We start from the raw sequence: 26,141 nt of genomic DNA, 5'->3' as shown, positions 1-26,141 counted from the left end.
TGCGCGAAGTCACTTCTCTAGTTGATCTTCACGTAGTAGTAGAGGGCGACGTTCTTGGGGCGAGTTTCAGCGCCGCCGGTTGGCTTGGTGCTAGCGCTCGGCCGTGGCTGGCTGGCTTCGAGATTCACATCACCATTGCCGTTTTTGAGCCCCCATCGGTGGTAACCCAACTCGTGGGAGTGGCTTTTAAGTTCGTCGGCTTGAAAGTCACCAGCACGCCGGCCAGCATCCGGATCTGCTCTGTCGGCAGCCACCGGCGGAACATTGCCCGCTGCGAAGTCGTTCAACCCTCTCACAAAGACGCCTCGGAGGTCTGGCGTTTCGGCGGCACCGCCGGTAGCAAGGGCTGATCCAGCAACTGGGCGGCCATCGCAAGGAGCCCACTTGTTCCTCCGTGGGTCGAACGATGCTGAGTCTCCCGACACTTGCGCGAATTGACCCCAAGGCAGCGGTGATGCAACCACCATACCGACGGGCAACGGGTCAAACTTCTTCTTGGCCGCGATCGTTACTGGCACGGTGGGGCGCCCGTGTACGTCGAGCTGTACCAGCGCAGGCTCGTCATCTTTCGTTCGCCGAAACCTCTGAGTGTAGCCAGCATATGAATCCATCCTCGTGCCACCTGTCAGGGTTAGAGGCGACTCTACGCGGGCTGCGCCATTGACAGTGAGATTAGTAACCGTAAGGAAGTCCGGATCCGTACTCGCTTGAGGAACGTAATGGTAGGTGATAGAGAAATCATCGGTCTGCACATCATTCACCGTGTAGCGGAAGGCTCCCTGACTAAGTCCGACGCTGCGGATGCAATCCCTCGCCAGTTCCGCAACTTCCGGGTTCTCAACGGTTGTCAGCGTATAGAGGAAATCTTCAGTGCTAAGGGCGAGCGAGCTGTCGCGCTTGTACTTCTCAGAAAGCTGCGTAACCCGGCTCGAAGATGATCCCCCAGAGACATTTGCGCCGATCACTTCGAAGAGATCCACGCCAACCCCGCCACTGCCATCGGCTTTGTTTTGGTCGTAGCGATCTCGAGACTGGGTGATCGAATCCCGGACTGCCGATTTTGCCTTTGAAGATTGCAAATGGTATTGCGTTGTCACGGCGTTCTCGATCGCGGGCAGACAGATAGCGTAGGGATCAGCTTTCGTCGCCCAGGAAGCAGGCAATACGAGAAGTAGTAGCGTTACGCGCATTACTCTATTCATGGCGAGCTCCGTGTGCTTAGTAGTTCCCCCTGTAGCCGCGCCAACGCGGCCGCACACTAGTTCCGGACAGAAACATTCACGTAAACGTAAGTACCTGAGGAATAGCCCCTAAGTGCAATTGCGAGCCCTTCAATATGGGTAAGGGAGCGCCGTCGATCTAGAGTTTCCCCCGGCTTGTTCCGTGATGTCTCTCGGGGCAGCAGACCATGAGTGAGACCAGAGGCGAACTTGCTCAATTCACTATGCCGCCTTCGCCTCCTGATACTCGTAACGCGTCAGGGGCCGATCGTCCAAGATGGCCTGCAGTTCCTCGATTGAGCGCCCCTCAGGCGTCAGCCACCGATCCACGTTCTCGGGCTTGATCTGGATGATCGTTCGATCATGGCCAGCCGCTGCCACTTCTGGAGCCGGGTCGTCTGTGATTGCGGCGAACGATAGGAGATGTCCATCGCCGTCCGGGGACTCGTTCCACAGGCAAGCGATAATCATGTCCTGCTCAGGCTTGGGCCGGAACTCCAGGACGACGTTCTCCGTGGATTCGCCCTCGGCAAGCTCCCGATGCTCCAGGAGGTGGCGCTCGACGTTCTCATAGAAGGCGTTGACGATGATGATCCCATGCTTGTGGCCGAATAGGGCATCCCAGGTCTTGGGGATGCTGTCGCGCCGGGCGTTGTAGGTCCCGGGGTACTTGCGCTCTATGTACTCGTTCCAGCCCGGCAGCCGGCACTGATAGCGCATCGGCTTGATCACCTTCCGGCGGTCCTCCATGACGATCACAGGGGCGTAGTTGCCGGGGAAGAACCGGGCATCCCGGGGCAGGGGTTCCGCGCGCTGCAAGTCGTCTAGATCCAGCTTCAGCTTGCTGATCTTCTCGGTCGAGATCCGGAGATCTTCCTGCGCCTTCTTGGTGACCTTGGTCTGAAGGGCCCGCTCTGCGTCCGCCCGGCGCTTCTTCTGTTTGAACAGCTCCTGCTGGAGCTCCGTTTCCCGTTCCGCCCGCTGGCGCTGTATCTCGCGCCAGATCTCCTGTGCTTTCGGGTCGCTCAGCCCCCGGAACCAGTCATCTACCGCCTTCGGGCGCCGCTTCTTCTTCGCCCGGTCTGGCGCTGCCCAGACGTTCAAGGCGAACTCCTCCAGACTCATCGTGGCGCCATAGTGCCGCACGTACTTATCGTAATCGGCTTGGATCATCGCGGAGTAGCACATAGCCCGCCTCTCGTCCCGGATGGGCCGATCCTACCAAGTTCGTCGGTCCGGCTTTGCGACGCCTTGTTAGACGAGCTCTGGCCCCCTAAGATCGAGCCGAATCAAGGAGATAGCCCACCATACGGTGCGCTGTGGATAAGTCGTATAACCGGACCCACGGGTCCGTCTATTAGGTAGTTAGGTTGCCAGGGAACCTTTAGTGGCTCGTCTAACGATTGAAGTGCCAACCGGCGTCATTGGAGACATACGGGTCGCACTGATGCGAGCCGGCCTCGGCGAGGCAGAGAGCACCGAGCTCGCGGAGGTAATCATTTCAACTACAGCAGTCGGCTTTAGAGACGATAAGCTTGTGCGCTCAGGGATCGACGTTTCACTCTTGGTTGCTGAGCTTCGTGGAGTCGGACTTATCGTTCACTGGTCTGGCGCTGCTCGGCTGGCAACCTAACAATTCATTCAAGCCGAACCCGCTTCGCGGGTCGGCTTAATTCAGGCGTTAGATGACACAGGGAGACATCATGGCTGGGGACACAAAATATGCGGTGGAAGTACTCGTAGACAACGCAAAGCAGCTCATCAATCTAGCTTCCCTGCTGGTCGGCGGCTTGATGGCTACGTTGCTCAGCAATGCCTCTGCCAGGTCACACGACGTTCCGGCGCTTATCGCCGGATTGCTTGCAGCATTCGCGCTGTTTATGTCGGTCCTGTTCCAGTACCTCGTTGCGGTGAAGAATCTCGGGGACGCCACTGAGCCGAACTGGAATTACAAGTACTTGGTTCTTGCAAGCTGGGGTGCTTTCCTTACAGCAGTTGGGGTCGCCGCGTACTTCGTCGGCTGTGTCATCTAACAAATCGTCCAAGCCGACGCCGCTTCACGGCGCGGCTTAACTCAGGTGTTAGCTGTTCAATGAGCAGAATCATATCTTCCATTTTATGTGCAATAGCAATCTGCGTCGGCATCGGTGGGTGCTCTTTGATGCACAGCGCAGACCTTCGACATTCACGGCCATTGGTGCTGAGCTTTGATGTGGCGCCAGGATACGGCGACGGCTTGTTCTTGGATGCGGCTGATGGAACAACTGATTTTATTGTTCGACGAATGAAGTCTAGCCCTACAGAAAAATGGACTCCTACATTCTTCGTGTCGTTTCACTCAGATAAGACGGGCTCAGGTTACTACTTGCATTTGCCGGTAGATCCCCAGGTGAATCGGATCTACGTAGAGACTCGCCTGATTGATCAAGAAACCCAGAGCACAATTCATGAAACAAGGCTCCCGAAGCTCTATCCATTGAGGCACGAGTTTCGGATAAGAACTGATCTGTCGGGAAAGAGGGTTCGTTTCTGGGTCGACGGCGAACTTGTCGGAGATCATGAACTGACGAAAGAACCTAGGTTTCTAGAGCTTGGCGCTTCGTCAGGAAAATTCAACGTCCAGTTGGATACATCATTGCTACCCGCAACTCCATAATAATGTCGTCAGCAGCTAACAATTCATTCAAGCCGACGCCGCTGTTCGTCAAGGGAGAGACTTGAGCTAAGGCTCAAACTCTCCTGGGGTCGCGAGCCCGCGCCGGTTCAGTTCTGCTTGGACCGCTTCCTCTATCTCCGCCCCGCACTCCTCAGTGCATCCGTCGAACAATGGTGCTTTCGCTGAGTCCACGGCTCGCCAGAAGGCTGCCTCGTCCTGGGTTGCGTCTGGAAGGTCTTCCAGCGCAGCCAGGAACATGTCCCAGAGCGGGCCGCCCAGACGCTCCTGAGCGAGAGTCGTATCCCGAATGCCGAGCAAGCCGCTTAGCTCAAGGAGGCGGTCGTATACCTCCATCTTCAGCTCTGGTGGAGCTTCCTCTTGGACTTGGGCCCATAGGGTCTCGATAAACTCGTGCGGATTGCTGCCGACCTGACCATCCCGGATGGCGGCCTCGGCTTCGTCCAGACGTTCGCGGATCTGCTCGGCGGTTAGCATGGGCCGACTGTGCACCTCAGTTCGTAGTCACGGCGTGAGATCCGCCGGGGGGAGCCTCGGGGCGCGGGAAACGTACGGATTCCCCAGCACGTGCCAGCGCCATGGGTGCTCCCGGCCTTTGGATATGCCGACCCGGGGGGTCGTTGCAGGCTTGGCCGGAGGTGGGACTCCGTCGTCCGCCACCCACACCCCGCGATCAACAGTGACCAGGTCCGCGCCATTGAGCTCCCCTGTGATGCCAAGCGCCTGTGCCAGCTTACCCGGCCCATTTCCTACGTCGACCGCGCGTCTGGGAAGCCCGCGAGCCTCTTGAATGGCATCTAGGCGCTGGATCGGCTCGATGGCTCGTAGGAGTACGCCAAAGCCTTGGCCGACTTCGCCACAGACGGTGTTGGCACACCAGTGGATCCCGTAGCTGAAGTAGACATACATGTGGCCTGCCTCCCCGAACATGGTGGCATTGCGGGCCGTCTTGCCGCGGTAGGTGTGGGCAGCTGGATCCTCTGAGCCACAGTAGGCCTCGACCTCGACGATCCGTCCCGCCCGGCCGTCAGCCACTACGATCAACTTATTGAGCAGTTCGGGGGCGACGATTCGCGGGTCGCGAGCATAGAACGAACGGGGGAGGGGAGGTCCCATCTCAGGCCGCCTTTCGTCTTCCGCCAGAAGTCGACGAGAGGGGACGGGACGGCTCCACCGGATGCCCGCAGGCCTTTGCCACCAGGCGCTCTCGCTGCTTCACCCAGCGCTGTGCCCAGCCCTTCCCACGGTCCAGAGATCGCACGGCGTATTCCAGAGGTTCGATCCCGTTCCCCTTCAGCACGACCCTGATGAGCCAGCCCGCGCCCATGGGGCCGACTGTCACGATGGGGCAGTCTTTAAGCAGAAGCGTGTGCTGGCCGTCTTCATCAGCGTGCCAGACATATGCAGGAGGGAGGTCAATGGGGGCGGCCATAGTCACGATCCGTGGTGGTGGATAGCCACACGTTACTCAGCGGCCGTCGATGGGTCGTCAAGGTCGGCCTATCGATCGCTTGCCGTTCAGCGAAATACTAATAGCGAGACCCGCCCTGGGCGGCTAGGCTTCGCTACCGTCGCAATTGCTGCGACGTTCTCGCCAGACGATCGCAGCTGGCCGGTGCCCCACACGCTACGCACGTCATGTTGTTTCGTCGCCAAGAACGTGAAAAGTTCCCCTACGAGTACCCCATCCACCTGCGGGAATTGGCGGCCGAGCTGCCCAAGGCTCCTGGCGTGTACCAGTTCCACGGGGAAGAGCAGTCCGTCCCCCTCTACATCGGCAAGAGCGTCGATCTCCGGACACGGGTGCTCAGCCACCTGCGAGAGCCCGGCGAGGCGCGCATGCTGTCCCAGACGCGCCGTATCACCCATGTCCGAACGGCCGGTGACCTGGGCGCCCAGCTCCTGGAGGCGCACCAGATCAAGACGCTGCAGCCGCTCTACAACAAGAAGCTGAGGCGGACTCATCGGATCTGCTCGATAGCGCTGGATCTGGGAGGGGTGCGTTACGCGTTCTCCAACGAGCCCAACTTTCGTCTCCGGACGAACCTTTATGGCCTTTTCGGCAGCAAGATGGCCGCCATGGACAAGCTTAGAGCTTTGGCGGACGAACACGAGCTCTGTTGTGCGCGCATTGGCCTAGAACGGACGCCGGGCGGCCGCCCCTGCTTCCGCCATTCGATCGGCCGCTGCCGCGGAGCCTGCGCCGGAAAGGAGGCCGGGCGCGACCACGACGAACGCCTGCTAACGGCGCTCAGGGGGATTGAAGTCGCCAAGTGGCCCTACCAGGGCAGGGTGGCGATTGAGGAGCGCGACGGGAAGCTCAGGCAGCTCCACGTAATTGACCATTGGAACTACCTAGGGAGCGCCGAATCCTTGCGCGAGGCTAGGCGGATCAAGGGCGACTCGGGGCAATTCGACCGGGACGACTATTACATTGTGGCGCGGCCCATCCTCTCGGGCGAGCTGAGGGTGCGGGAGCTCTAGGCGGACGGTTCGCGCTGTCTCAGCTTCTGGGAAGCAACGGGCCGAAGATCCTCCCATGGCGCTTCCCCAATCTTATCGCTGGTCAGACAACGCAGACGGCGGAGCCAACCTCTATCAGAACTACGCGTGCGTAGCGGCCATCAAGGCTGACGGCACCACGAAGCTGAAGTGGTGGCAGAAGGAGTTCCACTCGAAGGCCGCGAGCGTCGCCCAGGCGAAGCGGTTCATCGAGCGCTGGATCAATGCTAGGAATAGCCCCCGCGCGTACGAGTGCGCGCGATGGCGCAACCGCTATGCCAAGGCTGCTGCGCCGCCACCTGCTAGGCGTCAGGGGAGTGCGCTCGACTACAACAGGCTCTTGCAGCCCACCTCCTCGGCGATCAGCACCCGCGTGATCATGGTCGACGCTATGCCCGACGACTTCGAATCGATTGCCGACGTAGGGCAACCCCTACAGCGCTTCGCGAAGTCCTCTGGCTTGAATGTGACAGCCAAAGCGACGCATGCTCCCCTTCCCCAGCGCGGGACCGGTAAGGTCGCTCACTCGCGTCATGCGCCCCGTTGAGCAGGGGCGACGGGCAGTGGAGTAAGTACGTTTACTACGTCACGCTACTTCCCAAGCGAGCTCGAACAGGAGTAGCTTGCGCGCAATGGGGTGTCCCACCGGGGTGGTGGACGCAAGGACTCTGGCCTGCAATGGGTTGGAATGGAGCGAAGAAATGTTGCTTAGATGGAACACGAACTCCGGTTTAGTGCGCTGCGTTGTCGTCGGAGCGCTAGCGATCATGTCGGGCTTGAGCGCGGGCAACGCCTTCGCCGGCGCCACAGAGCATTGCCGAGACGTTTCTACGTCTGTAGGCGAAGTAATGAAGTCCGCAGAGTCGTTCAAAGAGAGAATCTGCTGGACAATCTACACAGACGACGAGCGCGAGAGCGATGGCCGTCGTGATCTACGCGATCGCGCGAGAAACACGAGTGACCAGTCGAAAGACCCCTCAAATCCCGACGGAATGTGCAAGGGGAATCCCATTGTGCCGGCAACGGGTAACAAGCTCGAGGTAGAGAAAGACTTCTCATCGGCAGGCGACATGCCGCTAAGCCTTACGCGCACCTACAACCACTATTGGACAGGTGCAGGTCTATTCGGCAAGCACTGGATTAGCAATTTTGATTACAAATTGACGTTCGGGACGGTGGCGCTGAATGCTTGCTACCCACGACCGGGCGGAGGCGCCTGCTCCTTGGGAACCAATACGACCATCTATGCATGGCGTCCTGATGGAAGAACCATTAAGTTCAAAAGGAACGCTACTACGGGCGTTTTCGAAGAAACGAAGCCAACTCCTCTAGCCCGCATAGAAGTTCAGTCGAACGGAAAGTTCCATCTTTACAATGAGGATGGTGGTTTTGAAGTCTATTCGTCGGCAGGATATATCGAGTCGACAAGCTACTATGGCGTAGGATGGGCCTACTCTTACACGGGCGGAACCTATCCTCTGCGGGTGACACATACCTCCGGCAAGTATGTTGAGTTCACCTGGACGTCCGGGCAGCTGACGGCAGTCCGCGATCCGGCAGGAAACTACTATGGCTTCGCATATGTGGCCAACAAGTTCGGTGCTGGTCTTCATAGGCTTGCTTCGTCGGCGAAGCCTGGCACTCCCGCACAAACCACTACGTATCACTACGAGATCGCAGATCAGACTGCCCTCACGGGCAAGAGCATCAATGGGGCTAGATACTCAAGGTTCACTTATGACGAGTACGGCTATGCGACAAGTACAGAGCACAACGGGCTTGAAAAGTACACCTTCCAGTACTTCCCTGGGCAGACGCACAGATTGACGGTTAAAGAAACGAACCCGCTCGGAAAGCAGACTACGTATACCTTCCGCAATGGACGCCTAGTCTCGACGGAGGGCCACGCCAGTAGCTATTGCGCCGCGTCTCAGGCGCTGGTCGAGTACGATGCGAATGGCTACCCTTCCATGGTTTCGGATTTCAATGGAAATAACACAGCTTATGTCTATAGTCCTGCAGGCCAGCTGACCCAGAAGATCGAGGCTTACGGAACTCCTCTAGCGCGTACAACAAACTACGAGTGGTGGGGGCCGGGAAAGCTGATGCGGGAGACCATCGTTGGTTCGAAGAGTACGACCTACTACTATGGGGGACACGGAAGGATTGCGCAGATCGATGTCAAGAACCTAAGTGGGTACGGTGTAGCGAATCAAGTTCACTCAACGACGTTTCAGTACTCTTTTCACGCCCCGACCGCGGGCGGCGTGATTGGGTTGGGTGTTCTTGCGATGGAGAAGGTGGATTTCCCGCTCGCTGGCAGTTCGGACGCGGTTACTCGAAACTTCGATTCATCGGGAAATCTCGTTTCCGAGAGCAACAGTGCTGGCCACCAAGTCATCTACAGCGGTCATAACGGATTGGGTCTCCCCGGCAGAGTCACAGGAGTGAATGGTGACGTCACGGACTATATCTATGATCCTCGTGGAAGGATAACGAAAGTCCGCACCTATCCCAATGGTGCTACGCCCGCCGACACGACGTATGTCTATGCTGGCAACGGAACGATTGCATCCATCACGGCGGCTGACAGCGTTACCAAGAGCTTCCAGTACGACAATGCGCTTCGGCTAACGATGCAATACTTTGGTGTTGCTGCCGACCTGGATAATGGTATCCCGGTAGAGGCGAAGAGCTACGGGTACAACTCTGCTAGTGATGTGATCTCCACCAAAAACTCTCTCTGGTCGGGCAACTGGGAGACGGTCTACGCAGGCTGTATGGTGGGAGATAGCAGCACGCCCGAGGAGTTGTGCCGTGAACCCATTTACGAGACTCGTTGGCTGGATACATCTGAGTACGCGCTGGCTGCCTACATTGATTACGACGAACTCAGTCGCCCGCGCGCGTCGCGTGGCAACTATGGATTTAATACGCGCTACACCTATGATCTCAACGGGAATATCAAGACGGTAAAGGATTCGCAGGGACGGGTTACCACGTTGAACTATGACGCATTGGATCGAGTCATTGCGTCCACCGATCCTTTGAACAAGACTACCTATTTCGAGTACGACGCCGGGGATCATGTCATCAAGGTTACAGACCCGCGCGGGAAAATCACTACTTATGCTTATGACGGGTTCGGGCAACTTTGGGCGCAGTCCAGTCCGGATACCGGTACAACGACCTACATCCATAACGCGTATGGCCAACTTGGCCAGATGACACGCAACGATGGCAGCGTCATTTCGTATAACTACGATGGACTCGGTCGCCCCACTTGGTACGGAAATGCGGGCGAGGGTAGGGGCTTTGGCTATGACTGGTGTACCAACGGTAAGGGACGCCTTTGTAACGTGGAGGCCAATGGCAGCACGGTTCACTATGCGTATCAGCCCGATGGGCGGATCAGCATACGGCGAGAGCTGACTACCGCATTCGGCGTCCAAAGCGACTACTGGACGTACTATTACTACGACGTCTATGGTCGATTGAACTCGTTGACATATCCCAATGGTGTCGCGGTCGGCTACGGTTATGCGGGCGGCAAGATGCTGACCATGACAGTCAACATTGGGGGCAACGTGTCATTAGTAGTGTCCGGCACCAAGTACATGCCGTTTGGTGCGCCGGTCGAGACGACTTACGGTAACGGACTGAAGAGGAATCGTCCACGCGATCTCGATGGGCGATTGACGATCAGCGCAGTACTGAATGGGGCGGCGCCGATTCAGAGCCTGTCATACGCTTACGATGCGGATAATCAGATCCGTCAGCTGACCAATGCGGTCAGCTCCGGCCTGTCGCAGACGTACGGTTATGATGCAAATTTCCGCCTCACTGGTGTCACGTCCGGGTCTGGTAATCAGTCCTTCAGCTATGACGCTAATGGCAACCGCACGTCGGCGTCGGGGGCAACATTCGGGGCGGGGACCTACTCCATTGAAAGCGGCAGCAATCGATTGTCGTTGCTGACAGGAACGTCTCCTAGCAGGCCTGTTGAGTATCAGTACGATTTGCTCGGCAATCTCACTTGGACTCATGATCATGGGAGGTACATCGCCAGCTATGGGTATGGCACGTATCTGAACATGACATCTGCTTCGCATTTCAATGGGAGCACGACTGAGAGCATCGGCTATGGCTACAACGCGCTTGATGAGCGTGTATGGAAGTCGGCACCCAGCCATGGGTACTACCGCTACGTATATGGCCCAGGTAGTCGCTTGATGAGCGAGCACAAGGATAATGGCGATGTGTGGACCAATTACCTGTGGTTCGGCGGTGAGCTGGTCGGCATCACGCGTGGCAGCCAGCTGTACTGGGTGCACGGCGACCACCTGGGTCGCCCCGAAATCGTGACAAATGGCGCCAAGGCCGTTGTATGGCGAGCCAGCAACTATGCTTTTGATCGTGCGGTGACGCTGGACAGCATCGGCGGCCTGAACATCGGCTTCCCTGGGCAGTACTACGATCAGGAAACGGGGCTCTGGTACAACGTCAACCGCTATTACGATGCGCGGTTGGGGCGATACACGCAGAGCGACCCGATCGGGCTTGCGGGTGGGCTGAATACTTATGCCTACGTCGGCGGGGACTCTGTGAATCTGACGGACCCGCTGGGGCTGGAGAGTCCCAACGTACTCCGCAACGGCCCGCCTCACGCTCGCCTACCTCCGGGAACTCCATGCGAGAAGGAAGCTGCCTTTGACTTTGTAATGAACTTGACAAGTGTCGGCGCATATCTGCAGGTCGGACTTGATGCCGCCGGGTTGAACATAAATCCGTTTGAAGGTGATTCCTATGTTGAGACCGGCGACTACGGAATTGACAGTGCGACCGCTGCCACGGGCTATGCTATTGATGGTATCGCCGATCGGTATGAGCGGCGCGCTGATAACAATTTGAGACGGGCAAGTGATGTAAGCAATCACTACTCGCAGAGAAATGGACAAGCAAACAGAGCGCGAGCCAATGGCGTACGCGCCGGGGGGCTTCGCGTGCTCACCAAATTCCTGGGTCCCATTGGAGCTGGACTTGAGTATCGGGACGCATACCAGAAATGTCAGTGTAAAAGATAGGCGCCACTAATGAGGCTACTCAAAGTCGTTCTCTCAGCTGTTTTGGCGGGAGTCTCCTTTCGGCTTATTTACTTGGCCGTGAATGAGTATTTCGCCAAGAATGGGGAGGTGGCAGTTTACTATTTGCTTATAGTTTGGCTTATTCCTGGATATTTTAGGCTGCGAACATTTGGGAGTGCTCCATGGCCTCTTGCGAAGAATCATGGGAATTTGCTGGTTGGCCTAATAACCGTGCTGTTTGTCGCCGCATACCTCTACTTACGAACGGGTTCGTCCAGCTCTGCTCAGTTTGATGCGAGCGCAAGCTTTCTTTTCATCGTTTCTTGGCTTTATCTTGCGCTTGCATTTGCGTTGATCTTCGGAGATGGAGCTTTTGGCTCAGTCGGGCGATGGATCTCGGAGTTTCGGGTGCGTCACAAGGGTAAGTACAGTGATTTCTAGGCCAGAATGTTTGCCGGTTTATGAGCTCTTATACTCCACAAGTACGAAGAAGGTGCACGACACGGGAAAGGAGTCTGAATGCCATTCTTGAAGGTAGGGTTGCGAAGTGGGTTCGCCAGCCACTGGTATTTCTGCTGCGCATTGACCAGCAACGGCTGGAGGGGCTGTTGTCCGTTTCCAATCCCTTCAGACGATTTGGCTTTCTCGGCTTCCGTATCGCCGTACTTGTCCCGCCAAGCGTAGAAGCTGGCGGCGGGACCGAAACCCTTCTGCCGGGCGAGATCCGACACGGCTAGGCTGCCTCGGCCTGCTTGGTGAATCCGAGCATCTGCTCGGTGGGCGAAACGACTCTTTGTCACGTCCGTCCTGTTGGGTGACGGATTTCACATCTTCACCTGATGCGGCTCAGCGGCGATAGGTCAGGGGTTCGTATGTCGTGAGGCATGCGCGTGATCGTACGGGTTTCTACTTTAGAGCCAAGTAGAGCCGCGGCCGAATAAAATAGGGAACGGAAATTCCATTCTCGACCTGAGAGCAGGGCGGAACAGGTGGCCGCGCGCTGTTGAGAACAGGGCGTACTAGGGGGCCAGGTTCTCGGAGCAGTACGCGCGAGCGCCCGGGTGCCTATGACTTAGGCAGCAGGCGGCGAGGGCAGCCCTCGCCAGCTGTGGGCCGGCCGCGATGCCTGGCTAGGCCCGGGAGACTTGCCCCGCGATCCTGGGAGGGGCCAAGCGCCCAGGCTCCCAGATCCCATTCCATTAGTAAGGTGTGCCGCGGGACGACTCGCCGAAAGTGTGTCAGATTGTGAGTCAAAACCCATTGAAGATCAATCACATACCTATTGAATCAATGGGTTGACGCATTCTTTCGGTTGAGGCTCCGGGCACCAGTTCGCCGATGCGCTCAGCGCGGCGGCCGCTTCTCTTCCTCGCGCACCTTCTTGCGCACGAACATCGCGACCGCGAAGGCGATCCCCACCATCACGATGCTGCCGCCGATGGCCAGCCAGCCCACCGGTTCCATCAGGATTTCGCGCAGGACAGGATGCATGTCGGTATCTCCCCGGTTGTGGTGGCGCCAACCTCGCACCCCGGGCGAGGCGGGGCATTGATCAGGATCAAACCCGCGTACACAACCATCCGTGCCCGCGGCGTGCGGTCGCAGGGCATCGCATAGAATCGGGGCAGGTCAACGGGAGACAGACGATGCAGCGATACCTCGCCTACGCCGCCACGCTGCTGCTTGCGGTGACGATGCTCGTGCTGGCGGTGTCCTGGCCGGTCGCCTGGTGGGGCGTGGCGGTCTTCGGCGCCCTGGCGCTGCTGGGGACGTGGGACCTGCTGCAGACCCGCAGCACGCTGCGCCGCAATTATCCGGTGCTGGCGCACTTCCGCTATGGACTGGAGTCGGTCGGCCCGGAGATCCGCCAGTACTTCATCGAGGGCGATACCGCCGAAGTGCCGTTCTCGCGCCAGCAGCGTTCGCTGGTGTACCAGCGCGCCAAGGGCGTGATGGACGTGGTGCCGTTCGGCAGCCAGCAGGACGTGTATGGCGTGGACTACGAATGGATCAACCATTCGATGGCGCCCACGCACGTGGATTCGCACGATTTCCGCGTGGTCATCGGTGCGGCCTCGGCGCAGCCGTATTCGGCGAGCGTGTTCAATATCTCGGCGATGAGCTTCGGCGCGCTGTCGGCGAACGCGGTGCGCGCGCTGAACGAGGGCGCGCGGCGCGGCGGTTTCTACCACGACACCGGCGAAGGTTCGATTTCGCCCTATCACCGGGAAAAGGGCGGCGACCTGGTCTGGGAGATCGGCTCCGGTTACTTCGGCTGCCGTGACGGGCAGGGTCGCTTCAGCGAGGAGCGCTTCGTCGAGAACGCATGCTCGCCGCAGGTGAAGATGATCGAGCTGAAGCTGTCCCAGGGGGCCAAGCCCGGCCACGGCGGCGTGCTGCCGGCGGCGAAGGTCAGTGCCGAGATCGCGGCCACCCGCGGCGTACCCATGGGGCACGACTGTGTGTCGCCGGCGACGCATTCGGCGTTCTCCACGCCGGTCGGGCTGCTGCAGTTCATCGCGCGCCTGCGCGAACTCTCCGGCGGCAAGCCGACCGGCTTCAAGCTGGCCATCGGCCACCCGTGGGAGTGGTTCGGCATCGCCAAGGCCATGCACGAAACGGGCCTGCTGCCGGATTTCATCGTGGTCGACGGTGCGGAAGGCGGCACCGGCGCGGCGCCGGCCGAGTTCATCGACCATGTGGGCGTGCCGATGCACGAGGCGCTGCTGCTGGTCCACAACACGCTGGTCGGGCTGAACCTGCGCGACCGCGTGCGCGTGGGGGCGGCCGGCAAGATCATCAGCGCCTTCGACATCGCGCGCACCATGGCGATGGGCGCGGACTGGTGCAATGCCGGGCGCGGCTTCATGTTCGCCCTGGGCTGCATCCAGTCGCAGAGCTGCCATAACGACCGCTGCCCCACGGGGGTGGCCACCCAGGACCCGGCACGCTGGAGGCACCTGGACGTGGCCGACAAGTCGGTGCGCGTGCAGCAGTTCCACGACAACACCCTGAAGGCGCTGCGCGACATGCTGTGCGCGGCGGGACTGGAACATCCCCGGCAACTGGGGCCGGAACACATCCTGCGCCGCGTGTCGCCCATCGAGGTGCGATCGCTGGCGTCCCTCTACCGGTTCCTCGAGCCGGGCGAACTGCTGGACGGGGTGCCCTCGCACGCGGTGTTCCGGGACTTCTGGGCCGAGGCCCGCAGCGACGCGTTCGCGCCGCCGCGTCGGGTCAGCGCCCTGTGCGATACCAAGGACCGCTGAGTCCGAGGGTGCGTTGACCGCATCCCCGGTCCCCGTTTATCATGCGCGCCCCGACGAATTCGGGCGGTTAGCTCAGCGGTAGAGCACTGCTTTCACACGGCAGGGGTCACAAGTTCGAAACTTGTACCGCCCACCAGTTCCAGCGAAAAGCCCGGCCTCGGCCGGGCTTTTTCGCGTCTGGCGTCCGTCATCGGGGCCTGTCTGCGGCCCGGCCGGCGCAGTCCCGCGCGAACACGCGTTCCATGGCGCCATAAGTGCTTGTTTCCGCGACTGAAAAAGCCGGTCGGGCACGTCCGTTGTGATACACTCGGCAGGTTGCAGAACCCGCCGGAATCCCCGCCTGTCGCTGCCTCGCCGGCCCACGCCGGCTAGGCCCGTTTGGGCCCGGATCCAGGCCCGAGACAACCAAAGAAACACGGAACCCGAATGGCCGATACCGCCAAGGAAATCATCCCCGTCAATCTCGAAGACGAGATGCGCCGCAGCTACCTGGATTACGCCATGAGCGTGATCGTGGGGCGCGCGCTCCCGGATGTCCGCGATGGCCTGAAGCCCGTCCACCGGCGCGTCCTGTTCGCGATGAACGAACTGGGCAACCACGCCAACAAGCCGCACGTGAAGTCCGCCCGCATCGTCGGCGACGTGATCGGTAAGTACCACCCGCACGGCGACCAGTCGGTGTACGACACGCTGGTGCGCATGGCGCAGCCGTTCTCGCTGCGCTACATGCTGGTCGATGGCCAGGGCAACTTCGGTTCGGTCGACGGCGACTCCGCTGCCGCGATGCGTTACACCGAGGCGCGCATGGCCAAGCTCACCCATGAGCTGCTGGCCGACATCGACAAGGAAACCGTCGATTTCCAGCCCAACTACGACGAGAAGGAACAGGAACCGACGGTCCTGCCGACGCGCTTTCCGAACCTGCTGGTCAACGGTTCGGCCGGCATCGCGGTGGGCATGGCCACCAACATCCCGCCGCACAACCTGTCGGAAGTGGTCAACGGCCTGATCGCGCTGATCGACAACCCCGAACTCGACGTCGACGGGTTGATGCAGTACATCCCCGGCCCCGATTTCCCCACCGGCGGCATCATCAACGGCACCGCCGGCATCATCGCCGGCTACCGCACCGGCCGCGGCCGCGTTCGCATGCGCGCCAAGGCCGACATCGAGGTCAACGACGACAACGGCCGCGAGTCGATCATCGTCACCGAGATCCCGTACCAGGTGAACAAGGCGCGGCTGATCGAGAAGATCGCCGAACTAGTGAAGGAGAAGAAGCTCGAGGGCATCAGCGAGCTGCGCGACGAGTCCGACAAGGACGGCATGCGCATCTACATCGAGGTCAAGCGCGGCGAGTCGGCCGAGGTCGTCCTCAACAACCTGTACCTGCAGACGCCGATGGAATCGGTGTTCGGCATCAACATGGTCGCCCTGGTCGACGGCCGCCCGCAGCTGCTCAACCTGAAGCAGATGCTGGAGGCGTTCGTGCGCCACCGCCGTGAAGTGGTGACCCGCCGTACCATCTTCGAACTGCGCAAGGCGCGCAGCCGCGCCCACATCCTGGAAGGCCTGACGGTCGCGCTCGCCAACATCGACGAGATGATCGAGCTGATCAAGACGTCGGCCAACCCGCAGGAAGCGCGCGAGCGCATGCTGGCCAAGACCTGGGAGCCGGGCCTGGTGGGCGCGCTGCTGGCGGCCGCCGGTGCCGAGGCCTCGCGTCCGGAAGACCTGCCGGCCGCCATCGGGTTCGTCGATGGCCGCTACCAGCTCAGCGAGGCGCAGGCCACGCAGATCCTGGAAATGCGCCTGCATCGCCTGACCGGCCTGGAGCAGGAAAAGCTGACCGAGGAATACCGCCAGCTGCTGGAGACCATCGCCGGCCTGATCCGCATCCTCGAAAACCCCGACGTGCTGCTGCAGGTGATCCGCGACGAACTGCTGAACGTCAAGGCGGAATTCGGCGATGAGCGCCGCAGCGAGATCCGCCACAGCGAGGAAGACCTCGACATCCTCGACCTGATCGCGCCGGAAGACATGGTGGTGACGCTGTCGCACGCCGGTTACGCCAAGCGCCAGCCCGCCAGCGCCTATCGCGCGCAGAAGCGCGGTGGCCGTGGTCGCAGCGCGGCGGCGACGAAGGAAGAGGATTTCATCGACCAGTTGTGGCTGGTCAACACCCACGACACGCTGCTCACCTTCACCAGTAGCGGCAAGGTGTTCTGGCTGCCGGTGTACCAGTTGCCGGAAGCAGGCTCCAACGCACGTGGTCGCCCGATCATCAACTGGATTCCGCTGGAACCCGGCGAGAAGGTCCAGGCCGTGGTGCCGGTGCGCGACTACGAGGAAGGCAAGTTCGTCTTCTTCGCGACGAAGCACGGGACGGTCAAGAAGACCCCGCTCACCGAGTTCGCCTTCAAGCTGGCCCGCGGCAAGATCGCCATCAACCTGGACGAGGGCGATGCGCTGGTCGGCGTCGCCCTGACCGATGGCGAGCGCGACGTGATGCTGTTCGCGTCCAACGGCCGCGCAGTGCGCTTCTCCGAGTCGCTGGTCCGCGCGATGGGCCGCACCGCCACCGGCGTGCGCGGCATGCGCCTGGTGGCGGGCGCGGATGCGGATGTCGAGGGAGACCAGGACGAGGGTGAGGCTGGCGATGCTGACGGCGTGCCCTCGATCCCCGAAGCAGGCTCCGAGGTCGTCAGCCTGGTCGTGGTGGATGGCGACGGCGACATCCTGACCGCCAGTGAGCGTGGCTACGGCAAGCGCACACCGGTGGCGGACTACCCGCGCAAGGGGCGTGGCACGCGCGGTGTGATCGCGCTGAAGACCACCGAACGCAACGGCCGTCTGGTCGGTGCCATCCAGCTGTCCGACCACCACGAGGTCCTGCTGATCTCGGACGGCGGCACCCTGGTGCGCACCCGCGCAGCGGAAATCTCGCAGGTCGGTCGCAACACCCAGGGCGTCACCCTGATCCGTCTGTCCGACGGCGAAACGCTGCAGGCGGTCGAACGCCTGGATGCCTCGCTGGACGAGGACGAGGCGGGCGACGGCATGGCGGCGACGGGTCCCGCTGCGCCGGAAGCGGTCGACACGCCGCCGGAGGCCTGATCGACGGATGACATGAAAGTGCGCGGGTGTTGACCCCGCCACTTTCACTCCTGCGTTCTATACTGCCGGTACGACCACGGCAGGGAACGGCACATGGGATCGGCAACTCGCAACACCCGAAACGCGCGCACCCGCTGGATGCGCGCGTTTTTCATTGGCCTGATCGCAGCGGCCGCACTGGCCGGCTGCAAGCGCAACGAATCCGGGCAATTGCCCGAAGCCAGCGGCGAGCCGATCAAGGCGCAGGCCACCAAGGTGGAAGGTTTCGCCCTGGTCGGCGCCTATCCCGACCAGCATGACGGCGACCTCGCCATCGCACTGGAATTCAGCCGTCCCTTGGTCAGCTCGCAGGACTTCGATGCGTTGCTGGTGGTGAAGGACGCCAACGGTGCCGTGGTGAAGGGCAGCTGGGTGCTGGACGACAAGGGTCTGGTGCTGCGCTTCCCCTCGGTGGAGGCGGCAAAGGACTACGAAGTCACCCTGAAGGCCGGCCTGTCCGCCGCCGACGGCACGCGCCTGGGCAAGGACGACACCCGCAAGGTGCACACCGGCGAACTCGATCCGGCCGTGGGCTTCGCCTCGCAAGGCAGCGTGCTGCCGGCGCGCGAAAGCCGGGGCCTGCCCGTGGTGTCGATCAATGTGCCGGAAGTGGACGTGGAATTCCTGCGCGTCAGCGAGAAGCAGCTGCCGAAGTTCTTTGCCGAGTACCAGCGCGGCGGCCGCCGAGGCAGCTGGGACCTGGATAGCGAGTACGGCGACAGCACGCCGCTGGGCAAGCTGGCCGAACCCGTCTACCTCAACCGCTTCGTGCTGGGCGGCAAGCCCAACGAGCGGGTGCTGACCTATCTGCCGATCCAGGACATCCGCGAACTGCAGGATCCGGGTCTGTACTTCGCGGTGATGAAGCGCACCGGCAAGTTCGCCGGCGAGTTCGAGACCGCCTTCTTCACCGTCAGCGACATCGGCCTGCACACGCGCGCCTACAAGGACAAGCTGTTCGTCCACACCGCGTCGCTGCAGGACGGCTCGGCCACCGGCAGCGTGGAACTGAAAGTGCTGGATGCACGGGGCGAAGCCGTCCTGGCCGGCAAGACCGACGGCAATGGCAACGCGTTGCTGAACTACACCCTGGATGCCGGTCATGTGTTGGTCGCCACGCGCGGCAAGGACGTGTCCATGCTGCCGTTCAACCAGCCGGCGCTCGACCTGTCCGAGTTCGCCGTGGCCGGTCGCGAGCAGGCGTGGTTCGACGTGTTCGCATGGTCCGGGCGCGACCTGTACCGCCCGGGCGAAACGGTGCGCATCTCCGCGCTGCTGCGCGACAACGACGGCAGGCCGGTACCGGCGCCGAAGCAGGGCGGCGGCCAGCCGGTGTTCCTGCGCCTGAAGCAACCGGACGGCAAGGTGTTCCGCGAGACGCGCCTGCAGCCCGGTGCGCAGGGCTATTTCAGCTTCGAGCAGGCGATCCCGACGGAAGCGCCGACCGGGCGCTGGCAGGTGGAGTTCCGTACCGACCCGGCCAGCAAGGAGGCGGTGCAGGGCATGACGCTGCGCATCGAGGAGTTCCTGCCCGAGCGCATGAAGCTGGACCTGGACGCGGCGCAACCCGTGCTGAAACCGGGCGAGGCGCTGAAGCTCAAGGCCACCGCGGCCTACCTGTACGGTGCGCCCGCCAGCGGCAACCGCTTCACCGCCAAACTCGCCGTCGCGATCGAGCAGCATCCGCTGGACCAGTTGCCGGGTTACTTCTTCGGCGACCCGACGATGGAGCTGCCGAAGGACGCGAAGGACATCATCGACACCACGCTGCCCGAGAACGGTGTGCTGCAGGAAGACATCGCGCTGCCCGCCGAGGCCACGCCGCGCAGTCCCATCGCCGCCATCGTGTCCGGCAGCGTCTACGAGACCGGCGGCCGCACGGTGAACCGCACGCTGAAGCGCGTGCTGTGGCCGGCGAATGCGCTGGTCGGCATCCGCCCGCTGTTCGACGACAAGGACGGCGCCGATGCGAATGCCAACGCCGGCTTCGAAGTGGTGCGCGTCGATGCGGGTGGCAAGCCGCAGCCGGGCAAGGGGCTGAAGGCCACGCTGGTGCGCGAGCTGCGCGACTATCACTGGAACTACGACGAGGACGGTGGCTGGGACTACGATTTCACCCGCCGTTTCGAGAACAAGGACACGCGCACGCTGGACGTGGGCGCGGGTGCATCGAAGATCGACTTCCCGGTGGAATGGGGCGAATACCGGCTGGACGTGTTCGATCCTGCCACCGGCCTGACCACGCGCTACCCGTTCCGCGCCGGCTGGAGCTGGGACGACCAGAACCGCGGACTGGATGCGCGCCCCGACAAGGTCAAGCTGGCGCTGGACAGGACCGGCTACAGGGCCGGCGACACGCTGAAGGTGACCGTCACGCCGCCGCATGCGGGCAAGGGTCTGCTGATGGTCGAGAGCGACCGCATGCTGTACGTGCAGGCGATCGATGCCAAGCCGGGCAGCACGTTCTCCATTCCGGTGACCAAGGACTGGGAACGGCACGATGTCTACGTCACCGCGCTGGTGTTCCGTGGCGGTTCGGCGCCCAGCAAGATCACGCCTGCACGCGCCGTCGGCGTGGTGCATGTGCCGATGGATCGTCGCGACCGTCGTGTCGCCGTCGGGTTGTCGGTACCGAAGCAGATGCGACCGGAGCAGAACCTGCCGGTCACCGTCAGCGTGCCCGAGCTTGCGGGACAGCTGGCGCACGTCACCGTGTCCGCGGTGGACGTGGGCATCCTCAACATCACCCGCTTCCCGGTCCCGGATGCGAATGCGCAGTTCTTCGCCCAGCGCCGGTTTGGCGTCGATGCCTACGACATCTACGGGCGCGTGATCGAGAGCTTCGAAGGCGGCAGCGCGAAGATCCGCTTCGGCGGCGACATGGCATTGTCGGCCTTGCCGCAGGCGAAGCGGCCGACCTCGCGCGTTCAGACCGTGGACCTGTTCTCCGGGCCGGTGAAGCTGGACGGCAAGGGCAATGCGCGCGTCGCGCTGAAGGTGCCGGACTTCAACGGCACGTTGCGCGTCTCGGCGCTGGTGTACTCGGACACGCGTTACGGCAACCGCGATCGCGAGACCGTGGTGCGCGCGCCGATCGTGGCCGAGGCCAGCCTGCCGCGCGTGCTCGCGCCGGGCGACAGGAGCACGGTGACGCTGGACGTGCAGAACTTCACCGGCAAGGCCGGCGTGTTCAAGGTAACGGTGAACGGTGAGGGCCCGCTCGACATCGGTGAAGGCAGCAGGACCACCGACCTGGCGGTGGACGCCAAGCGCACGCTGACATTCCCGGTCACGGCGGACGAGGGCTACACCACCGCGAAGGTGCGTGTACGCGTGGAGGGCAACGGCTTCAAGGTCGACCGCCGCTACGACGTGCCGGTACGCGCGGGCTGGCCGGCGGTGCTGCGCTCGCGCACGCAGGTGCTGGACAGCCTGACGCCTGTGGAGATGGGCGCGGGCTTCGCCGACGGGCTGATGCCGGGGTCGGTAACCGCGCGCATGACGGTCAGCGCGCTGCCGCCGATCCCGTTCGCCAGCGCCCTGAAGGGTGCGCTGGAATACCCATACGGCTGCGCGGAACAGACGACCAGCAAGGGCTATGCGGCGCTGGAACTGGATGACGCTACGGCGAAGATGCTGGGCATCGACGGTCTGGACGCCAAGAAGCGTCGTGAGCGCATGGAGGGCGCGTTCGGGCGCCTGGCCTCGATGCAGGTTTCCAACGGCCACTTCTCGATGTGGGGCGACGACGACTACGTCAACCCGGGCCTGACGCCGTACATCACCGAGTTCCTGCTGGACGCGCGCGAAGGCGGCTTCGCCGTGCCGGACGCGGTGCTGCAGAAGGCGCTCACGCGCCTCAACGAGGATCTGCTGGCCGGTGGCGCACAATTCTACGGTTACGACCGGCGCGACCACCTCAAGTTCGCCAACCAGGCCTACGCAGGCTATGTTCTCGCACGCGTGAACCGGGCGCCGCTGGGTACGCTGCGCGCGCTGTACGACAACGAGCGCGGCAAGAGCCTGACCGGCCTGCCGCTGGTGCACCTGGGCATCGCGTTGTCGCTGCAGGGCGACAAGACGCGGGGCGCCAAGGCGATCACCGAAGGCTTCGCCAAGACGGGCGACCGCCCGGAATACCTGGGTGACTACGGCACGAAGCTGCGCGACGACGCCCTGATGATCGCGCTGGTGCACGAACGCAAGTTGGCCAAACCGGAGTTCGACCGTCGCGCCATCTCGTTGGGGCGTGAACTGGATGCGCGCCGCAACAGCGGCTGGCTGTGGCTGAGCACGCAGGAGCAGGTGGCGCTGGCGCGCCTGGGCAAGGCGCTGATGGTCGACCAGAAGAAGCTGGTGTCCGGCCAGTGGAGCATCGGTGGTGATGCGGAAGCCGTCGCACCGGTCCGCCTGTTCGGCCGCAGCGTCGACTACGCCGCGCTGGCCCGTGGCCTGCGCTTCGTGCCCGAGGGTTCGCCGCCGCTGTATGCCTCGCTGGACGTGGCCGGCATCCCGCGCAGCGCACCGGCGCCGGACAACCGGCAGATCGGCATCGAGCGTCGCTACTACACGACGGATGGCAAGGAGTGGAAAGGCGGCACGCTGAAGGAAGGCGAGGCGCTGATCGTCCGCGTCGGCATCACCGCCAACGTCGCCATGCCGGATGCGCTGTTCACGGACCTGTTGCCGGCGGGGCTGGAGATCGAAAACTTCAACCTGGGCGACGCCAAACAATGGGCGGAAGTCGTGGTGGATGGCATCGCCATCAGCGACCGTGGCAGCGCCGCGGACGTCAAGCACGAGGAGTTCCGCGACGATCGCTACGTGGCCGCTCTGAAACTGGATCGTGGCGACACCGCCAAGGTGTTCTACCTGGTCCGCGCGGTGACGCCCGGTACCTACACCGTGCCGCCGTCGTTGGTGGAGGACATGTACCGGCCGGACATCCGCGGTGTCGGCAAGGCCTCGCCGGCGACGATCACGGTGGTGCAGCCATAACGCCCGTATTCCTTATCGTCATCCCGGCGAACGCCGGGATCCATCTTGATCTTCTGTACCGTCTACCATGAAGGTGTGGAGCAGGATCGAACCGAGTTCCAGCGTGCGCTGGGATGACGGGTGCGGAAGAGCGAAAGGCTTTTCGGCCACCATCGTCATCCCGGCGAAAGCCGGGATCCATGTTGATCCTCGATGATTTAGGCCGTGATGGTGCGTCGGAGAAAAGACAAGATGGATTCCAGCGTGCGCTGGAATGACGGGCCGGAGCCGCGACGTTGGCCTTCCTGGCTGCGATGGTCGACGGTGGCCATACTTGTCAGCCTGCTGGTGCTGGACCTTGCATTCCCGCCCCCATTGCCCAAGACACGCGACACCAGCACGCTGGTCGTCGCGCGCGACGGCACGCCGCTGCGCGCCTTCGCTGACCGCGACGGAGTCTGGCGCTATCCCGCGTCGCCGGACACGGTGTCGCCGCTCTACCTGCAGGCACTGCTGAACTACGAAGACCGCTGGTTCTGGAAGCACCCCGGCATCAACCCCTGGGCGCTGATGCGCGCGGCCGGCCAGTTCGTCCGCCATGGACGGGTGGTGTCAGGCGGTTCCACGCTGACCATGCAGGTGGCGCGCATGCTGGACCGGCATTCGCGCACGCCATGGGGCAAGGTCAAACAGATGCTGCGTGCGCTGCAGCTGGAAGCGCATCTGTCCAAGCGCGAGATCCTGACGCTCTATCTGGAGCGCGCACCGTTCGGTGGCACCATCGAAGGCGTGGACGCGGCCAGCTGGGCCTACCTGGGCAAGCCTGCATCGCGGCTTTCGCATGCCGAAGCCGCCCTGCTGGCCGTCCTGCCGCAGTCGCCCAGCCGGCTGCGCCCCGACCGTCATCCGGACGCGGCCAGGGTGGCGCGCGACAAGGTGCTGCAACGCATGGTCGATCTCGGCGTCTGGTCGAAGGCGCAGGTCGACGACGCCCGTATCGAGCCTGTCGTCGCCCGCCGCCTGCAGGCGCCCCTGAGCGCCGCGCTGCTGGCCGAACGCCTGCGCCGCCAGCAGGCGCGCGCACCGCGCATCACGTCCACCCTGGACGCGGGCCTGCAGCGCACGCTGGAAGAGCGCGTGCAGGGCTACTTCTCCTCCTTGCCCGCACGCACGTCCGCGGCACTGCTGGTGGTCGACAACGCCACGATGGAGGCCCGTGCGTACGTCGGCTCGGTGGCGTTCGCCGATCGCGAACGGCTGGGGCATGTGGACATGGTGCAGGCGTGGCGTTCGCCCGGCTCGACGCTGAAGCCGTTCCTGTACGGGCTGGCGCTCGACGATGGGCTGATCCATTCCGAAAGCCTCCTGGTCGATGCGCCGCAGTCGTTCGGCGGCTACCGGCCGGGCAACTTCGACGCCGCCTTCAACGGCCCGGTCAGCGCGGCCGATGCGCTGCGGCTGTCGCTCAACGTGCCGGCGGTGGACCTGCTGGATCGCGTGGGGCCGGCGCGGTTCTCCGCGCGACTGGCGAACAACGGCTTGACGCTGCGCTATCCACGCGGCGCGCAGCCCAACCTTTCGCTGATCCTCGGCGGTACCGGTGCGCGGCTGGAGGATCTGGTGGGTGCGTATGCGGCGCTCAATCGAGGCGGCCTGTCGGGACGCGTCCGCTACACGGCGCAGGATCCTTCGTCCGATCGGCGCCTGCTGTCGCCCGGCGCTGCGTGGATCATCCGCGAAATACTGGAGGCGCACCCGCGCCCCGGTTACGGCGGCGGCGTGCTGGACACCGGCAGCCGGCCCCGCGTGGCGTGGAAGACCGGTACCAGCTATGGCTTCCGCGATGCCTGGGCTCTGGGCGCAACGCGGCGCTACACGGTAGGCGTGTGGGTGGGCAGGCCCGACGGTACGCCCTTGCCGGGGCAGTACGGCGCGGTGACGGCGCTGCCGTTGATGTTCGAAGTGATCGACAGCCTGCCGCGCGGGCAGGGCGATGCGGGTCCGACCCCTCCTCCCGCCGAGGTGGCCGAGCACGCCATCTGCTGGCCGCTGGGCACCCAGGCGGAAGCGGAAGCGCCGCAACTCTGCCAGCGCAGGCGCGATGCGTGGACACTGGGTGGCAATGTGCCGCCCACCTTCGCAGAACGCGATGCACGCCTGTGGAGCGCTGGCCGCGAGCGGTTCGAGGTGGATGCGCGGACCGGTCTGCGTCTTTCCGGCGAGTGCGCGCGCCCTCATGACGTGCGCAGTACGGAGATCGCGCGCTGGCCGGCATTGGCGTCGCCGTGGCTGCCCGCGCGCGAGCGGGCGGCGTCGCGGCTGCCGCCCTTGTCCCCGGACTGCCAGCCCGATGGTCGCGATGCGGTCGAGGAACTGCGTATCGAGGGGCTCAACGATCTTGCCACGCTGGCCCGGGCGCCCGGCAGCGAGCATGGCGTCCGGCTGCAGTTGCGCGCACTGGGTACCGACGCGCGCGTGCAGTGGTTGCTGGATGGCCGCTGGATCGCGGAGACGCGGGGTGCACAGGCGTTCCAGCAGGATTTCACCGAGACCGGCACGCACCAGCTCACCGCGCTGGCCGACAGCGGCGCATGGACGCGGGTGCGGTTCAACGTGTTGCGGTAGGGCGGCAGAACGTACGCAATCTTGTAGGCGCGGGCCATGCCCGCGAAGCTTTTCCGCAGCATTGGCGAAAGGCATCGCGCCCGAGGGCGCTCCTACAGGACACGCGGTGAGAGGCGCGTTGAGTCAGCCGATCTGTTCCAGCACGTGCTCCGCACCGGAAACCTTGTACTCGCCGGGCGCTTCCACGAAAACGTGCTTGACCACGCCGTCTTCCACGTACAGCGCGAAGCGCTTGGCGCGGATGCCCATGCCGTAGGCGCTGGCGTCCATTTCCAGGCCGAGGGCCTTGGCCAGGTCGGCGTTGCCGTCGGCCAGCATCTGCAGGCCATCCGGCACATGCTGGGTCTTGCCCCAGGCCTGCATCACGAACGGATCGTTGACCGACACGCAGAACACCTCGATGCCGCGGCTGCGGAAGTCGTCGAAGTGCTGCACGTAACTGGGCAGGTGCTTTTCCGAGCAGGTGGGGGTGAAGGCACCGGGGACGGCGAACAGCACCGCCTTGCGGCCATCGAACAGCGTGGTGGTGTCCACCGTCTCGACCCCCTCGCGGATGCGCTTGAGGGTCACCTCGGGAATGCGTTCGCCAACCTGGATGCTCATGGGGGTGCCTTGTGTGGACGGAAACTGAATG

At 62.7% G+C, this 26,141-nt stretch carries 14 protein-coding genes and 1 tRNA gene; 9 read left to right on the top strand and 6 right to left on the bottom strand.

Annotated elements, in window-relative coordinates; all coding sequences use genetic code 11:
- Positions 1-17 precede the first annotated feature (17 nt).
- Both IAE60_RS15010 and IAE60_RS15005 read right to left on the bottom strand, forming a co-directional pair.
- On the bottom strand, positions 18-1,202 hold the full coding sequence (locus tag IAE60_RS15010) for a hypothetical protein (RefSeq protein WP_187572866.1): 1,185 nt from the start codon (positions 1,200-1,202) through the stop codon (positions 18-20).
- Between the two features lie 240 nt (positions 1,203-1,442).
- Positions 1,443-2,393, bottom strand: coding sequence for an SOS response-associated peptidase family protein (locus IAE60_RS15005; RefSeq protein WP_244966587.1), 951 nt, complete (start codon positions 2,391-2,393; stop codon positions 1,443-1,445).
- 530 nt (positions 2,394-2,923) lie between these two features.
- Here IAE60_RS15005 and IAE60_RS15000 point away from each other — a divergent pair.
- Positions 2,924-3,253, top strand: coding sequence for a hypothetical protein (locus tag IAE60_RS15000; protein ID WP_187572864.1), 330 nt, complete (start codon positions 2,924-2,926; stop codon positions 3,251-3,253).
- Between the two features lie 689 nt (positions 3,254-3,942).
- Here the strand turns inward: IAE60_RS15000 and IAE60_RS14995 are convergent.
- Together IAE60_RS14995 and IAE60_RS14990 are read right to left on the bottom strand one after the other, a co-directional pair.
- Complete coding sequence (locus tag IAE60_RS14995; protein WP_187572863.1) at positions 3,943-4,371, bottom strand: hypothetical protein; 429 nt, start codon at positions 4,369-4,371, stop codon at positions 3,943-3,945.
- Between the two features lie 27 nt (positions 4,372-4,398).
- Complete coding sequence (locus IAE60_RS14990; RefSeq protein ID WP_187572862.1) at positions 4,399-5,010, bottom strand: DNA-3-methyladenine glycosylase; 612 nt, start codon at positions 5,008-5,010, stop codon at positions 4,399-4,401.
- Between the two features lie 615 nt (positions 5,011-5,625).
- Here IAE60_RS14990 and IAE60_RS14985 point away from each other — a divergent pair.
- From IAE60_RS14985 to IAE60_RS14975, 3 genes are all read left to right on the top strand, one after another.
- Complete coding sequence (locus IAE60_RS14985; RefSeq protein ID WP_222937148.1) at positions 5,626-6,378, top strand: endonuclease; 753 nt, start codon at positions 5,626-5,628, stop codon at positions 6,376-6,378.
- 55 nt (positions 6,379-6,433) lie between these two features.
- Positions 6,434-6,943, top strand: a complete 510-nt coding sequence (locus IAE60_RS14980; protein WP_187572860.1) for a hypothetical protein — start codon at positions 6,434-6,436, stop codon at positions 6,941-6,943.
- 229 nt (positions 6,944-7,172) lie between these two features.
- A complete protein-coding gene (locus IAE60_RS14975) occupies positions 7,173-11,480 on the top strand; it encodes an RHS repeat-associated core domain-containing protein (RefSeq protein WP_187572859.1) in 4,308 nt (1,435 codons plus the stop codon).
- 1,344 nt (positions 11,481-12,824) lie between these two features.
- Here the strand turns inward: IAE60_RS14975 and IAE60_RS14970 are convergent.
- Positions 12,825-12,971, bottom strand: coding sequence for a hypothetical protein (locus tag IAE60_RS14970; RefSeq protein WP_162109167.1), 147 nt, complete (start codon positions 12,969-12,971; stop codon positions 12,825-12,827).
- A gap of 155 nt (positions 12,972-13,126) precedes the next feature.
- Between IAE60_RS14970 and IAE60_RS14965 the strand changes: the two genes are divergently transcribed.
- From IAE60_RS14965 to pbpC, 5 genes are all read left to right on the top strand, one after another.
- Positions 13,127-14,749 carry an FMN-binding glutamate synthase family protein gene (locus tag IAE60_RS14965; RefSeq protein WP_187572858.1) on the top strand — a complete coding sequence of 541 codons (1,623 nt, stop codon included), beginning with the start codon at positions 13,127-13,129 and terminating at the stop codon, positions 14,747-14,749.
- A gap of 61 nt (positions 14,750-14,810) precedes the next feature.
- Positions 14,811-14,885, top strand: a tRNA-Val gene (locus IAE60_RS14960).
- A 290-nt stretch (positions 14,886-15,175) separates the two neighbouring features.
- A complete protein-coding gene (gene gyrA / locus IAE60_RS14955; protein ID WP_187572857.1) occupies positions 15,176-17,866 on the top strand; it encodes a DNA gyrase subunit A in 2,691 nt (896 codons plus the stop codon).
- A 138-nt stretch (positions 17,867-18,004) separates the two neighbouring features.
- The gene (locus tag IAE60_RS14950; protein ID WP_187574775.1) at positions 18,005-22,903 is read left to right on the top strand and encodes an alpha-2-macroglobulin family protein; all 4,899 of its coding nucleotides are present in this window, start codon (positions 18,005-18,007) and stop codon (positions 22,901-22,903) included.
- A gap of 231 nt (positions 22,904-23,134) precedes the next feature.
- Positions 23,135-25,507, top strand: a complete 2,373-nt coding sequence (gene pbpC, locus IAE60_RS14945) for a penicillin-binding protein 1C (protein WP_187572856.1) — start codon at positions 23,135-23,137, stop codon at positions 25,505-25,507.
- Positions 25,508-25,630: 123 nt separating this feature from the next.
- On the opposite strand, the gene IAE60_RS14940 is transcribed toward pbpC, so the two are convergent.
- The gene (locus tag IAE60_RS14940) at positions 25,631-26,110 is read right to left on the bottom strand and encodes a peroxiredoxin (RefSeq protein ID WP_185896424.1); all 480 of its coding nucleotides are present in this window, start codon (positions 26,108-26,110) and stop codon (positions 25,631-25,633) included.
- Between the last annotated feature and the right edge of the window lie 31 nt (positions 26,111-26,141).

The organism is Pseudoxanthomonas mexicana (genome assembly GCF_014397415.1).
Classification (GTDB): Bacteria; Pseudomonadota; Gammaproteobacteria; order Xanthomonadales; family Xanthomonadaceae; genus Pseudoxanthomonas_A; species Pseudoxanthomonas_A mexicana.
This window is presented reverse-complemented; position numbering and strand designations above follow the sequence as displayed.